The sequence below is a fragment of the Streptomyces sp. O3 genome, assembly GCF_054788135.1.
In genome coordinates, this window is record NZ_JBTVYK010000040.1 from 1 (window position 1) to 12,931 (window position 12,931).

A 12,931-nucleotide genomic window follows, 5' to 3' on the forward strand; every position below is an offset into this window, starting at 1 on the left:
ACCCACACGCCGCAATACGCGATGACCTGTAGCGTCTCGGGGGCTGGGATTTGTGTATACGAGACAGGCCCCGCGGCCAGCGGCCGCCGTCTGCGGCGCACCGCGCGCAGCAGCCGCTGCCGCGGCCCGCCGCGCACCCGTAGCGGCGCGAAGTGCGGAACCTCGCACGGGGGAGGAACCGAGGGGGAGTGGGGCGGGTGAGATGAGGACATGGCAAACACCGCCTGCCGTGAGATGAGAGAGGAACGTCCGCTGAACGCTTGAACGCTTCTCACCATGCAGGCTTCCGCCCGATCCCGCTGAGCCCTGTGGACCCGCCCCCGATTGTGGATAACTCCCTCACCCGAGGGAGTCAGGGAGTCAGGGGGCCAGGGGGTCCGGGGGAGTCAGGGGGAGTCAGGGCAGCTCGATGCCCAGGTCCCACCCGTCGTGCGCATGCGTGCACAGGCAGTCGCGCTCCTCGGTCGGCGGCAGCGCGCCCACCACGTCGAAGAGCACCTCCCGCAGGCGGCCCACGTTCTCGCCGAACACCCGCAGCACCTCGGTGTGCGAGACGCCCTCGCCCGTCTCGGTCCCCGCGTCCAGGTCCGTCACCAGCGCCATCGAGGTGTAGCAGAGCCCCAGTTCGCGGGCGAGTACGGCCTCCGGGTGCCCGGTCATCCCGACCACCGACCAGCCCATCGCGCTGTGCCACTGCGACTCCGCGCGGCTGGAGAAGCGCGGCCCCTCGATCACGACCATCGTCCCGCCGTCCACCGGCTCCCAGGACCGTGCGCGCGCCGCCTTCAGCGCGGCCCTGCGGCCCTCGGGGCAGTACGGGTCGGCGAACGACGTGTGCACCACGTTCGGCACCGTGCCGTCGGGCAGCGGCTCCCCGTCGAAGTACGTCTGCGTCCGCGCCTTCGTACGGTCCACGAGCTGGTCCGGGACCAGCAGCGTGCCCGGCCCGTACTCCGGCCGCAGCCCGCCCACGGCGCAGGGGCCGAGCACCTGCCGGACGCCGAGCGAGCGCAGGGCCCACAGGTTGGCGCGGTAGTTGATGCGGTGCGGCGGCAGGTGGTGTCCGCGGCCGTGCCGGGGCAGGAAGGCGACCCGCCGACCGGCGAGTTCGCCGAGGAAGAGTGAGTCGCTGGGCGCTCCGTAGGGGGTGTCCACCTGGATCTCGGTGACGTCCTCCAGGAAGGAGTAGAAGCCCGATCCGCCGATCACACCGATGTCCGCGTGCCTCATCCGATTAGCCATCCGAGCAGACTAAAGGGCCCCTTGCCCGTACGAACGAGGGGCCCCGAGATCACGGGCGTCAGACGGACGCCGGGAACAGGAATCCGTCAGGCGGCCGACGAGCCGCCGCTGGAGCTCTTGGCCCCCGAAGCGGCGGACGACGCCGAAGAGGACGAGGACGAGGACGACGACGAAGACGCGGACGTCGAAGAACCCGACGAGGACGAAGCCGAGGCCGAGGTCGATCCGGCGGGCGCCGGCGACGGCGTGCTGCTCGACGAGGAGCCACGGCTGTCGTTGCGGTAGAAGCCGGAGCCCTTGAAGACGATGCCGACCGCGGAGAACACCTTCTTCAGGCGTCCCGCGCAGCTGGGGCACTCGGTCAGGGCGTCGTCGGTGAACTTCTGCACCGCCTCGAGGCCCTCGCCGCACTCGGTGCACTGGTACTGGTACGTCGGCACTTGCTTCCTCCTGGCACTCTCACTCGATGAGTGCTAACGACGGTCAATAGTGACGCATTCCCTCGGATCAGTCCACTGTTACGGGTACGCGGTGACCGACGCCACGTGCCACGGTGCGCCCCTGAGTGGGGGGTGTGAGCCGCGAGCGCAGGGCCACCAGGGTCATCAGCGCCAGCGCCGTACCGGCCAGCGGGACCAGGAATCCGGCGCTGGCCCCGTGGGCGTCCGCCAGCTGCCCGGAGACCGTCACGGCCGCCGCCTGTCCGAACGCGACCGCGCCCGTCAGCCAGGTGAAGGCCTCGGTCCGCGCCGACGCCGGGACCAGCGTCTCGACCAGGGTGAAGCCGGTGATCAGGGCGGGCGCGATGCAGACGCCGACCAGCAGTCCGACGATCGCGAACAGCGGCACGGAGTGCACGGTCCACAGGGTGGACGCCATCAGCGTCAGCGCCGTGTATCCGAGCAGGAGCCGGCGCTGTGGCCCCACCTTCCAGGCGATCGCGCCGAACACGATGCCCGTGAGCATGTTGCCCGCGGCGAAGATCCCGTACAGCAGGCCGTTCACGCCCGGCTGTCCGGCCTCTTCGGCGAAGGCCGTCAGGGACACCTGCATGCCGCCGAAGACGACGCCGATGCCGAGCAGCGCCACGACGAGGACCCGTAGGCCGGGCACCGATAGGGCGGAAACGCGCTTCACGCGCGCGTGGCCGTCGCCCGCGCGGGCGATGCCGTGCGGGGTGGGCTGGGTGCCGCGCTGGGCGGCGAACAGCAGGCCGCCCGCGAGGGTCAGCGCGGCCTCGGCGGCGAGCCCGGCGCCGGGGTGCACCCAGGTGCACAGGGCGGTGGCGAGCACCGGGCCGACCACGAAGGTCAGCTCATCGGTGACCGACTCGAAGGCGGCGGCGGTCTGCGTGAGACGGCGGCGCTCGGGCCGGTCGAGCACCGCGGCCCAGCGGGCCCGCACCATCGGGCCGACCTGCGGCACCGACGCGCCCACCGGAACGGCGGCCGCGAACAGCACCCACAGCGGCGCGTGCGCGAGCGCCAGCACGGTCAGCAGGATCGCCGCCGTGGCGTGCACCAGGACGCCGGGAACCAGGACCGCGCGCTGCCCGAAGCGGTCCGCGAGCTTGCCGCTCTGCGGGGCGAACAGCGCCATCGAGACACCGGCGACGGCGGCGACGGCGCCCGCGTTGCCGAACGACCCCGTGGTGTGCTGCACCAGCAGGACGATCGACATCGTCAGCATGGCGAACGGCTGCCGCGCGGCGAAGCCGGGCAGGACGAACGAGAGAGCGCCGGGAGTGCGCAGAAGCTGCCCGTATCCGGGACGGGAGCCGGAGTTGACCGTGGACGCCACGGTCCTTGCCTTTCTGCTGCCTGGTGGCGGGCCCGTGTGACGTCGCCGAGAGCTGTCCTCTTGCGCAGGAACGTCGGTGATACCCGGCCCCCGCTCAAGGGCCGCGGCCGCCGTGCGGTCGCGCCAGCTCTGCATCAGACAGAGGTGGTTTGATCAGTGTCCCTTCATAGTAAGGGGTTATCCGCACCTATGCCTCTGAAATCGGGAAGTAATCCGGCTTGCCGCCTGTGATCTACCAGACGTTTGGTTGCCGGGCGCGCTGCCGGACGCCCGGTCAGGCCGGACGCCCGGTCACCCAGACGTCCGGCGGCCGTGCTCCCCGTCGGTCCGGCGCGCGGTGCCCAGCCATCCGGCCAGCTTGCCGCCCTGCCCGACCGCCCGGAGCCGGTGCTCGGCGGCGTCGCGTACCGGATCGGTCGCCACCACCAGCAGCTCGTCACCGTGCATCAGCACGGTGGTCGGCGTGGGCACGAAGGACTCCCCGCCCCGTACGACGAGGGTGACCGCGGCCCCCGGAGGCAGCCGCAGCTCCCCGACCTCCACCCCGTGCATCCGCGACGTCGAGGGGATCGTCACCGACAGCAGATGGCCGCGCAGCCGCTCCAGGGGTGCGGATTCGACCCCCAGGTCGGCCGCCTCCGAGGAGTCGCCGAGCCGCAGCGCCTTGGCCAGCCACGGCAGCGTCGGCCCCTGCACCAGGGTGTAGACGACCACCAGGACGAAGACGATGTTGAAGATCCGGTCGCTGCCCTCGACCCCGGTGACCAGCGGAATCGTGGCCAGGATGATGGGCACCGCGCCGCGCAGCCCGGCCCACGACATCAGCACCTGTTCCTGCCAGGGCAGCCGGAACGGCAGCAGGCTGACCAGGACCGACACGGGCCGGGCCACCATCGTCAGGACGAGGCCCACGACGATCGCGGGCCAGGCGTCGGCGAGCAGCTCGGTCGGCGTGACCAGCAGTCCGAGCAGGACGAACATGCCGATCTGGGCGATCCAGCCGAGACCGTCGGCGAAGCCGCGCGTGGCGGCCCAGTGCGGCAGCTTGGCGTTGCCGAGCACCATCGCGGCCAGGTAGACGGAGAGGAAGCCGCTGCCCTGCGCCAGAGCGCCCGCGGCGTAAGCGGTGACGGCGACCGCCATCACCGCGATCGGGTAGAGGCCGGACGCGGGCAGCGCCACATGCCGGATCCCGTACGCGCCGAGCCAGCCCACCGCGAGGCCGACCACGGCCCCGATCGCCAGCTGGAGGGCGATCTTGCCGACGAGCATGTACCAACTGTCGATCGGACCCACCGTGGAGAAGGCCACGACCAGGATCACCACCGGGGCGTCGTTGAAGCCGGACTCGGCCTCCAGGACGCCGGTCACGCGAGCGGGCAGCGGGATCCGGCGCAGCACCGAGAAGACCGCGGCGGCGTCGGTCGACGAGACCACCGCGCCGATGATGAGCGCCTGCTGCCACTCCAGGCCGACCAGATAGTGCGCGCCCGCCGCCGTGATGCCCACGCTCACCGCGACGCCTCCCAGCGCCAGCACGGACGCCGCCGGAAGGACGGGTCTGATCTCCTTCCACTGGGTGCCCAGACCACCCTCGGCCAGGATCACCACCAGCGCGGCATAGCCGATCACCTGTGTCAGCTCGGCGTTGTCGAAGGCGACGCTGCCGATGCCGTCCTGGCCGAGCGCCATCCCGATCCCCAGGTACAGGAGCAGGCTGGGGAGGCCGCTGCGCGAGGAGATGCGCACCGCGACGACGGCGACGAGCAGGACGAGCGAGGCGACGAGAAGCAGCTGGTTCAGCTGGTCGACAGTCAGGGGCCGTTCCTTCCACGAGGCAAGACGAGTTAGTTACTTTGTCTAGTTACCCTACCTAACCTTGACGGGTTCTTGACGGGTGCTGATCACCGGTGCGATATACCTTGCGGACACCGCGTCCAGGGGTGTCGGACCCTCCGCCTATGGTTGCTCCAGTACTCCAGGACCGCTCTGCCAATCGCCTCCCTTCAAGGGCACTCGAAGGCACTCGAAGGCGAACGAAGACCCACAAGGACAGCGATGCCCGCGAACACCACCGCCTCTTCCGGCCAGCAGACCGGCAAGAAGAAGGGGCGACGCGCCCGCCTGATCGTGATCGTGCTGGTGCTCGCGCTCGTCGCGGCCGTGGGCTATGGCGCGTACTGGAGCATCAGCACCGTGCGCGCCTCCTTCCCGCAGACCAAGGGGACGATCAAGGTCGAGGGCCTCGCCGGGCCGGTCGACGTACGGCGTGACGGCAACGGAATCCCGCAGATCTACGCCGAGACCGACGAGGACCTGTTCAAGGCCCAGGGCTACGTCCAGGCGCAGGACCGCTTCTGGGAGATGGACGTACGGCGCCATCTGACCTCCGGGCGGCTCTCCGAGATGTTCGGCAAGGGCCAGGTCGACAACGACGAGTTCCTGCGCACGCTCGGCTGGCACCGGGTGGCGAAGGAGGAGTACGACACCAAGCTCTCCGAGCAGACGAAGAAGTACCTGCGGGCCTACGCCGACGGGGTCAACGCGTACCTCGACGGCAAGAGCGGCGAGGACGTCTCCGTCGAGTACGCGGCGCTCGGCTTCACCAACGACTACAAGATCGAGAAGTGGACGCCGGTCGACTCGGTCGCCTGGCTCAAGGCCATGGCCTGGGACCTGCGCGGCAACATGAAGGACGAGATCGACCGCTCCCTGATGTACGCCAGGCTCGGCCCGAAGCAGATCGCCGACCTGTACCCGGAGTACCCGTACGACCTCCACCAGCCGATCATCGAGGGCGGCGCGGTGGACCCGGACACCCAGAAGTACGACCCCAAGGGCACTCCGTCGGAGACCGACGCGGACGCTCAGCAGGGCGCCGGCACCGGCACCGGCACCGGCAGCAGTGCGGGCACGGGCACCGGTACGGGTACAGGCACCGGGACGGGTACAGGCACCGGGACCGGAACTGGCACCGGCACCGGCCTCGCAGGCGGCGCGGCCGCCCCCGACGGTATGACCGCCCAGCTCTCCGGCCTCGCCGAGATCCTGGACAGCCTCCCCGACGGCCTGGGCCCGAACGGCTCCGGCATCGGCTCCAACTCCTGGGTCGTCTCCGGCGCCCACACCACCACGGGCAAGCCCCTGCTCGCCAACGACCCGCACCTGGCCCCCCAGCTCCCGTCGATCTGGTACCAGATGGGCCTGCACTGCACGGGCGACGCCAAGAAGTGCCAGTACGACGTCTCCGGCTACACCTTCGCCGGTCTGCCCGGCGTGATCATCGGCCACAACCAGGACATCGCCTGGGGCATGACCAACCTCGGCGCCGACGTCACGGACCTCTACCTGGAGAAGATCCAGGGCGACGGCTACCTGCGCGACGGCAAGGTGCAGCCCTTCGAGACCCGCCGCGAGACCATCAAGGTCGCGGGCGGCAAGGACAAGAAGATCGTCGTACGGGAGACCGGCAACGGCCCGCTGCTGTCCGACCGCAGCACCGAGCTCGGCAAGGTCGGCGACGAGGCCCCGGTCCCGGCCGCGGCGCCGGACCGCGCCGACGGCTACGCGGTGTCGCTGCGCTGGACCGCCCTGGATCCGGGCAAGTCGATGGACGCGGTGTTCGCGCTCAACAAGGCGAAGAACTTCAAGGAGTTCCAGAAGGCCGCCGCCGACTTCGAGGTGCCCTCGCAGAACCTGATCTACGCGGACACCGAGGGCAACATCGGCTACCAGGCGCCGGGCAGGATCCCCACCCGCGGCGAGGGCCATGACGGCACGCTCCCGGCGCCGGGCTGGGACTCGGCGTACGACTGGACCGGCTACATCCCACAGCGCGCGCTGCCGTACGAGTACAACCCCGAGCGCGGCTACATCGTCACCGCCAACCAGGCCGTGGTGGACGCCGAGAAGTACCCGTACAAGCTCACCGAGGACTGGGGCTACGGGGCCCGCAGTCAGCGGATCAACGACCTCATCGCGTCGAAGATCAAGAACGACGGCAAGATCTCGACCGACGACATGCGCACCATGCAGCTGGACAACAGCAGCGAGATCGCCAAGATGCTGACGCCTAAGCTGCTCAAGATCGACATCTCGGACTCGTACGTCCGCGAGGCGCAGCAGCTCCTGGAAGGCTGGGACTACACGCAGGACGCCGACTCGGCGGCCGCCGCGTACTTCAACGCGGTGTGGCGCAACATCCTCAAGCTGTCCTTCGGCGACAAGCTGCCCAAGGAGCTGCGAGTCAAGGGCGACTGCATCCGGGTCGCACCGGCCGACAACACCGGACCCGTGGACGACCCGAACAGGCGCGTGCTCGAGTGCGGCAAGCGCGACGCGGACGCGGCCCAGCCGGATGGCGGCGACCGCTGGTTCGAGGTGGTGCGCGGCATCCTGGACGACCAGGACAACGAGTGGTGGCACTCGCCGGGGTCGCGCCTCGACGGCGAGACCAAGACCCGCGACCAGCTCTTCGCCCGCGCCATGAGGGACGCCCGCTGGGAGCTGACCGCCAAGCTCGGCAAGGACGTCGACAGCTGGAGCTGGGGCCGCCTGCACACCTTGGAGCTGAAGAACCAGACCATCGGCACCGAGGGCCCCGGCTTCATGAAGTGGATGCTCAACCGCGGACCGTGGGAGCTCGGCGGCGGCGAGGCCGCGGTCAACGCCACCGGCTGGAACGCGGCGGGCGGCTACGACGTGACCTGGGTGCCGTCGATGCGGATGGTGGTGAGCCTGGAGGACTTCGACAAGTCCAAGTGGATCAACCTCACCGGCGCATCGGGGCACGCCTACAGCTCCCACTACACCGACCAGACGGACAAGTGGGCCAAGGGCGAGCTGCTCGACTGGGCGTTCAGCGAGCAGGCGGTCAAGGACGCCACAGCCGACCACCTGGTGCTCAGGCCGTGACCCGCCGCCCTTAGGGCACGTGTGTGCCCTAAGGGCGCGTATCCGACCTAGGGCGCGATTTCGCGCCCTAGGCTGCGAATCTCCGGACGCCCGACGGCGTCACCACCGCGTGCACGGGGCGGTCGTGCGGCTCCCTGGGAACCCGCGCGACCACCTCGTGGTCGTACAGCAGCACCACCAGGGCCGGGTCGGCGCCCGCCCCCGCCAGCCGGGCGAGCACCCGGTCGTAGGACCCGCCGCCCCGGCCGAGCCGCAGCCCGTCGCCGTCCACCGCGAGTCCGGGCAGCAGCACGGCGTCCGCCGTCAGCACGGCGTCCGGGCCGAGCCGCGAGCCGTCGGGCTCCAGGAGGCCGCGTCCCGCACGCGCGAGGCGCTCGTCCCCCTCGTACGTCGCCCAGTCCAGGTCGTTGTCCGGCAGCAGCACCGGCAGCAGCACCCGCACCCCGCGCGCGTGCAGCGCCGTCAGCAACGCGCGCGTGCCCGGCTCGCGGCCCACCGAGACATACGCCGCGACGGTGCCCGCCGCCGAGAGCTCGGCGAGCTCCAGGGCGCGCTCCGCCAGCGCCGCACCGGCGTCCCGTACGGCGTCGGCGGTCAACCCGCGTCTGGCGTCGAGCAGTTCCCGGCGCAGCACGGCCTTGTCGGTCCCGCCGTTCCGCCGGTCGGTCCCGCCGCCTTGCCGGTCGGTTCCGTCCTCACGTTCGGTGCTCACAATCCCCTCACCCACTCTCGATGCGCCCCAAGCGGGCGACTGAGCCAGGGGAGCGTCTTCCACCCATAGGTACCGGTTAGGCTTCGGGCATGACTGAGACGCGCCCCACGATCACCAAGGCTGTCATCCCGGCAGCAGGCCTCGGCACCCGCTTCCTTCCGGCCACCAAGGCCACCCCGAAGGAAATGCTCCCGGTAGTCGACAAGCCGGCGATCCAATACGTGGTCGAAGAGGCCGTCGCGGCGGGTCTGGACGACGTCCTCATGGTCACCGGGCGTAACAAGCGCCCGCTGGAGGACCACTTCGACCGCAACTACGAGCTGGAGTCCGCCCTCACCAAGAAGGGCGACCAGTCCCGGCTCGCCAAGGTCCAGGAGTCCAGCGACCTGGCCACCATGCACTACGTCCGCCAGGGCGACCCCAGGGGCCTGGGCCACGCCGTCCTGTGCGCCGCCCCGCACGTCGGCGACGAGCCCTTCGCGGTCCTGCTCGGCGACGACCTGATCGACCCCCGCGACCCGCTGCTCCAGCGCATGGTCGACGTGCAGCGGCAGCACGGCGGCAGCGTCATCGCGCTGATGGAGGTCGACCCGTCGCAGATCCACCTCTACGGCTGCGCGGCCGTGAAACCGACCGGCGACGGCGACGTCGTCCAGGTCACCAACCTGGTCGAGAAGCCGGACCAGGCCGAGGCGCCGAGCAACCTCGCGATCATCGGCCGATATGTCCTGGACCCGGCCGTCTTCGGCATACTGCGCAAGACCGAGCCCGGCCGCGGCGGCGAGATCCAGCTCACCGACGCCCTGCAGGAGCTCGCCGCGCACGAGGAGACCGGCGGCCCGGTGCACGGCGTGATCTTCAAGGGCCGCCGCTATGACACCGGCGACCGCGGCGACTACCTGCGTGCCATTGTCAGACTCGCGTGCGAACGTGAAGACCTGGGCCCGGACTTCCGGACCTGGCTCCACAGCTACGTCACCGAGGAGATGCAGCGGTCTTGAGCAGCAGCACGACGGAACAGGCCCCCGGCCAGACCCACGTCTGGTCGGTGACCGAGCACCTCGACGACATCCTGGCGACGGTCCGCCCGCTGGAGCCCATCGAGCTTCAGCTCCTGGACGCCCAGGGCTGCGTGCTCGTCGACGACATCACGGTGCCCGTCTCGCTGCCGCCCTTCGACAACAGCTCCATGGACGGGTACGCCGTCCGGGCGCCCGACGTCACGGGCGCCAGCGAGGAGTTCCCCGCGGTCCTGGAGGTCATCGGCGACGTCGCTGCGGGCGGCGCCGGCGGCCTCGCCGTCGGCCCCGGCCAGGCCGCGCGCATCATGACCGGCGCGCCCCTGCCGCCGGGCGCCGAGGCGGTCGTCCCCGTCGAGTGGACCGACGGCGGCCTGGGCGGCGGCCCGGTCGGCTCCATGACCCCGCACAGCACGGCCCCCGGCGGCGCGGCGGGCGAGGTCAGGGTGTACCGCCCCGCCGCGGCCCGCGCGCATGTACGCGCGCGCGGCAGCGACGTACGGGCCGGTGAGCGCGCCCTCGCGGCCGGGACGGTGCTCGGGCCCCCGCAGCTCGCCCTGCTCGCCGCGATCGGCCGGGGAACGGTCCGGGTGCGCCCCCGCCCCCGCGTCGTGGTGCTCTCCACCGGCAGCGAACTGCTGCAACCGGGCGAGGAGCTGACCGAAGGCCGGATCTACGACTCGAACAGCTTCGCCCTCACCGCCGCGGCCCGTGACGCGGGCGCGCTCGCCTACCGCGTCGGAGCCGTCGCCGACGACGCCGAGACCCTGCGCGCCACCATCGAGGACCAGCTGATCAGGGCCGACCTGCTGGTCACCACGGGCGGCGTCAGCGTCGGCGCGTACGACGTCGTCAAGGAAGCCCTGTCGCACGTCGGGGACGAGGACGAGGCGGGCAGCGGCATCGAGTTCCGCAAGCTCGCCATGCAGCCCGGCAAACCCCAGGGCTTCGGCTCCATCGGCCCCGACCACACCCCGCTGCTCGCGCTGCCGGGCAACCCGGTCTCGTCGTACGTCTCCTTCGAGCTGTTCGCACGCCCCGCGATCCGCACCCTGATGGGCCTGCCGGACGTCCACCGCGAGCCGGTCCGCGCGACCCTGAAGACGGACCAGCCGCTGACCTCGCCCGCGGGCAAGCGGCAGTTCCTGCGCGGGACCTACGCGCAGGACGGCACCGTGACCCCGGTGGGCGGCGCGGGTTCCCATCTGATCGCCGCCCTGGCCCGGGCCGACGCGCTGATCGTCGTCCCGGAGGACACCACCGAGGTCGAGCCCGGCACCGAGCTCGACGTGATACTGCTCGGCTGAGCGCCACCCGGTGCGGGTACCGTGTCTGCCCACACCAGGGACAGACCCCAGGCCAGTACACGGGCCCGCAGGGCCCCACCGGGAGCGCCAGGCATGAGCACGCAGGACCGACTGACACATATCGACGAGGCGGGCGCGGCCCGGATGGTCGACGTATCCGGGAAGGACGTGACCGCGCGCACCGCCCGCGCCACCGGACGTGTGCTCGTCTCGCCTCGGGTGGTCGAGCTGCTGCGCGGCGAGGGGGTGCCCAAGGGCGACGCCCTGGCCACCGCGCGCATCGCGGGCATCATGGGCGCCAAGCGCACCCCGGACCTGATCCCGCTGTGCCATCCGCTGGCCGTGTCCGGCGTCAAGGTGGACCTGTCGGTCGCCGACGACGCGGTCGAGATCCTCGCCACGGTGAAGACCACTGACCGTACGGGCGTGGAGATGGAGGCGCTGACCGCTGTCTCGGTCGCCGCGCTCACCGTCGTCGACATGGTGAAGGCGGTCGACAAGGCCGCGGTCATCACGGACGTACGGGTCGAGGAGAAGACGGGCGGCAAGTCCGGGGACTGGACCCGCTCATGACCACAGGCGCCCAACAGGGCGGCGCACCGGGCGCGACGCCGGGCGGCGCACCGGGCGTCACCCCGAACACGACACTGGACACCGGACTGGGTGCCGCGCTGACGGCGCCGCGTTCCGCCCTCGTCGTCACGGCCTCCAACCGCGCGTCGGCCGGAGTGTACGAGGACAAGGGGGGCCCGCTCCTCGCCGAGGGCCTGGCCGCGCTGGGCTTCGCCGTGGACGGCCCGCTGGTCGTCCCCGACGGCGACCCCGTCGAGCAGGCGCTGCGCGCGGGCGCGGCGGCCGGATACGACGTCATCCTCACCACCGGCGGCACCGGCGTCTCGCCCACCGACCGCACCCCCGAGGCCACCCGGCGCGTCCTCGACTACGAGGTACCCGGCATCCCGGAGGCGATCCGCGCGTACGGACTCACCAAGGTGCCCACGGCCGCGCTCTCCCGCGGCCTGGCCGGGGTCGCCGGACGCACCTTGATCGTGAACCTGCCGGGCTCGACGGGCGGAGTGCGCGACGGGCTCGCCATACTGGAGAAGATCCTGGTTCACGCCGTCGAGCAGATCGCGGGCGGCGATCACCCCAGACTCGGGAGCCCGAGCTGAACGGCCCGTCCTGGCCCGTGGAACTGGCGGACGGCGATATCGTCCTCCGCCCGATAAAGCTGCGTGACCAGCGGTCCTGGCGCGAGGTGAACCGCCGCAACCGCGAGTGGCTGCGCCCCTGGGAGGCGACCATTCCGCCCCCGGTGCCCGGCGGCCCGGCGTCGCACCGGCCCACGTACCGCCAGATGGTGCGCCATCTGCGCGCGGAGGCGGGCGCGGGCCGGATGCTGCCGTTCGTCATCGACTACCAGGGGCGGCTCGCCGGGCAGTTGACGGTCGCCGGGATCACCTGGGGCTCCATGTGCTCGGGCCATGTCGGCTACTGGGTCGACCAGTCGGTCGCGGGCCGCGGGGTGATGCCGGCCGCGGTGGCGCTGGCGGTCGACCACTGCTTCCGTACCGTCGGGCTGCACCGGGTCGAAGTCTGCATTCGGCCTGAGAACGGGCCAAGCCGCCGGGTCGTGGAGAAACTCGGATTCCGCGAGGAGGGGATGCGGCCGCGCTATCTCCACATTGACGGGGCCTGGCGGGACCATCTGGTGTTCGCGCTCACCGTGGAAGAAGTGCCCGACGGCCTGCTCAACCGCTGGCACCAGGCGCGACGCCGGAACACGCAAGAACACTCATAAATGAAATAAGTGTTCGATAGGTCGCGGTAGTTGACCCGGTATATGCCCGGAATGAAGGCTGCTGATCGCACCAGTCACAAAAAAAGTTCGAGATATCAGCCAGATCGTGCGACACACCGGCCTAATTGGCAGATGG

General features: G+C 71.0%; 11 protein-coding genes. 6 read left to right on the forward strand and 5 right to left on the reverse strand.

From position 1 onward, the window contains the following. Positions 1 to 396 precede the first annotated feature (396 nt). The 4 genes from ACX6XY_RS20460 to ACX6XY_RS20475 form a co-directional block, all read right to left on the reverse strand. Positions 397 to 1,230: an S-methyl-5'-thioadenosine phosphorylase gene (locus ACX6XY_RS20460; protein WP_460332719.1), complete on the reverse strand. Its 834-nt coding sequence runs from the start codon at positions 1,228 to 1,230 to the stop codon at positions 397 to 399. A gap of 98 nt (positions 1,231 to 1,328) precedes the next feature. Continuing rightward, positions 1,329 to 1,682, reverse strand: a complete 354-nt coding sequence (locus ACX6XY_RS20465) for an FmdB family zinc ribbon protein (protein WP_460332610.1) — start codon at positions 1,680 to 1,682, stop codon at positions 1,329 to 1,331. Between the two features lie 67 nt (positions 1,683 to 1,749). Continuing rightward, complete coding sequence (locus ACX6XY_RS20470) at positions 1,750 to 3,042, reverse strand: MFS transporter (RefSeq protein WP_460332612.1); 1,293 nt, start codon at positions 3,040 to 3,042, stop codon at positions 1,750 to 1,752. 291 nt (positions 3,043 to 3,333) lie between these two features. Then, positions 3,334 to 4,860, reverse strand: coding sequence for a potassium/proton antiporter (locus ACX6XY_RS20475; protein WP_460332721.1), 1,527 nt, complete (start codon positions 4,858 to 4,860; stop codon positions 3,334 to 3,336). Positions 4,861 to 5,100: 240 nt separating this feature from the next. On the opposite strand from ACX6XY_RS20475, the gene ACX6XY_RS20480 reads away from it, so the two are divergent. Next, positions 5,101 to 7,956 carry a penicillin acylase family protein gene (locus tag ACX6XY_RS20480; protein ID WP_460332614.1) on the forward strand — a complete coding sequence of 952 codons (2,856 nt, stop codon included), beginning with the start codon at positions 5,101 to 5,103 and terminating at the stop codon, positions 7,954 to 7,956. A gap of 67 nt (positions 7,957 to 8,023) precedes the next feature. On the opposite strand, the gene ACX6XY_RS20485 is transcribed toward ACX6XY_RS20480, so the two are convergent. After that, positions 8,024 to 8,590, reverse strand: coding sequence for a 5-formyltetrahydrofolate cyclo-ligase (locus tag ACX6XY_RS20485; RefSeq protein WP_460332723.1), 567 nt, complete (start codon positions 8,588 to 8,590; stop codon positions 8,024 to 8,026). Between the two features lie 167 nt (positions 8,591 to 8,757). Here ACX6XY_RS20485 and galU point away from each other — a divergent pair, with 167 nt between their 5' ends. The 5 genes from galU to ACX6XY_RS20510 all read left to right on the forward strand — a co-directional run bounded on the left by galU (position 8,758) and on the right by ACX6XY_RS20510 (position 12,795). After that, positions 8,758 to 9,669: a UTP--glucose-1-phosphate uridylyltransferase GalU gene (gene galU, locus ACX6XY_RS20490; RefSeq protein ID WP_460332616.1), complete on the forward strand. Its 912-nt coding sequence runs from the start codon at positions 8,758 to 8,760 to the stop codon at positions 9,667 to 9,669. Continuing rightward, on the forward strand, positions 9,666 to 10,994 hold the full coding sequence (glp, locus tag ACX6XY_RS20495) for a molybdotransferase-like divisome protein Glp (protein ID WP_460332618.1): 1,329 nt from the start codon (positions 9,666 to 9,668) through the stop codon (positions 10,992 to 10,994). Before galU ends, glp begins: the two co-directional genes overlap by 4 nt. A 93-nt stretch (positions 10,995 to 11,087) precedes the next feature. Continuing rightward, positions 11,088 to 11,567 (forward strand): cyclic pyranopterin monophosphate synthase MoaC, encoded by a 480-nt coding sequence (gene moaC / locus ACX6XY_RS20500; RefSeq protein WP_460332620.1) that lies wholly within the window; start codon positions 11,088 to 11,090, stop codon positions 11,565 to 11,567. Beyond that, on the forward strand, positions 11,564 to 12,166 hold the full coding sequence (locus ACX6XY_RS20505; RefSeq protein WP_460332621.1) for a MogA/MoaB family molybdenum cofactor biosynthesis protein: 603 nt from the start codon (positions 11,564 to 11,566) through the stop codon (positions 12,164 to 12,166). The genes moaC and ACX6XY_RS20505 overlap by 4 nt, the downstream gene beginning before the upstream one ends. Then, the gene (locus ACX6XY_RS20510; protein WP_460332725.1) at positions 12,163 to 12,795 is read left to right on the forward strand and encodes a GNAT family N-acetyltransferase; all 633 of its coding nucleotides are present in this window, start codon (positions 12,163 to 12,165) and stop codon (positions 12,793 to 12,795) included. The genes ACX6XY_RS20505 and ACX6XY_RS20510 overlap by 4 nt, the downstream gene beginning before the upstream one ends. Positions 12,796 to 12,931 lie beyond the last annotated feature (136 nt).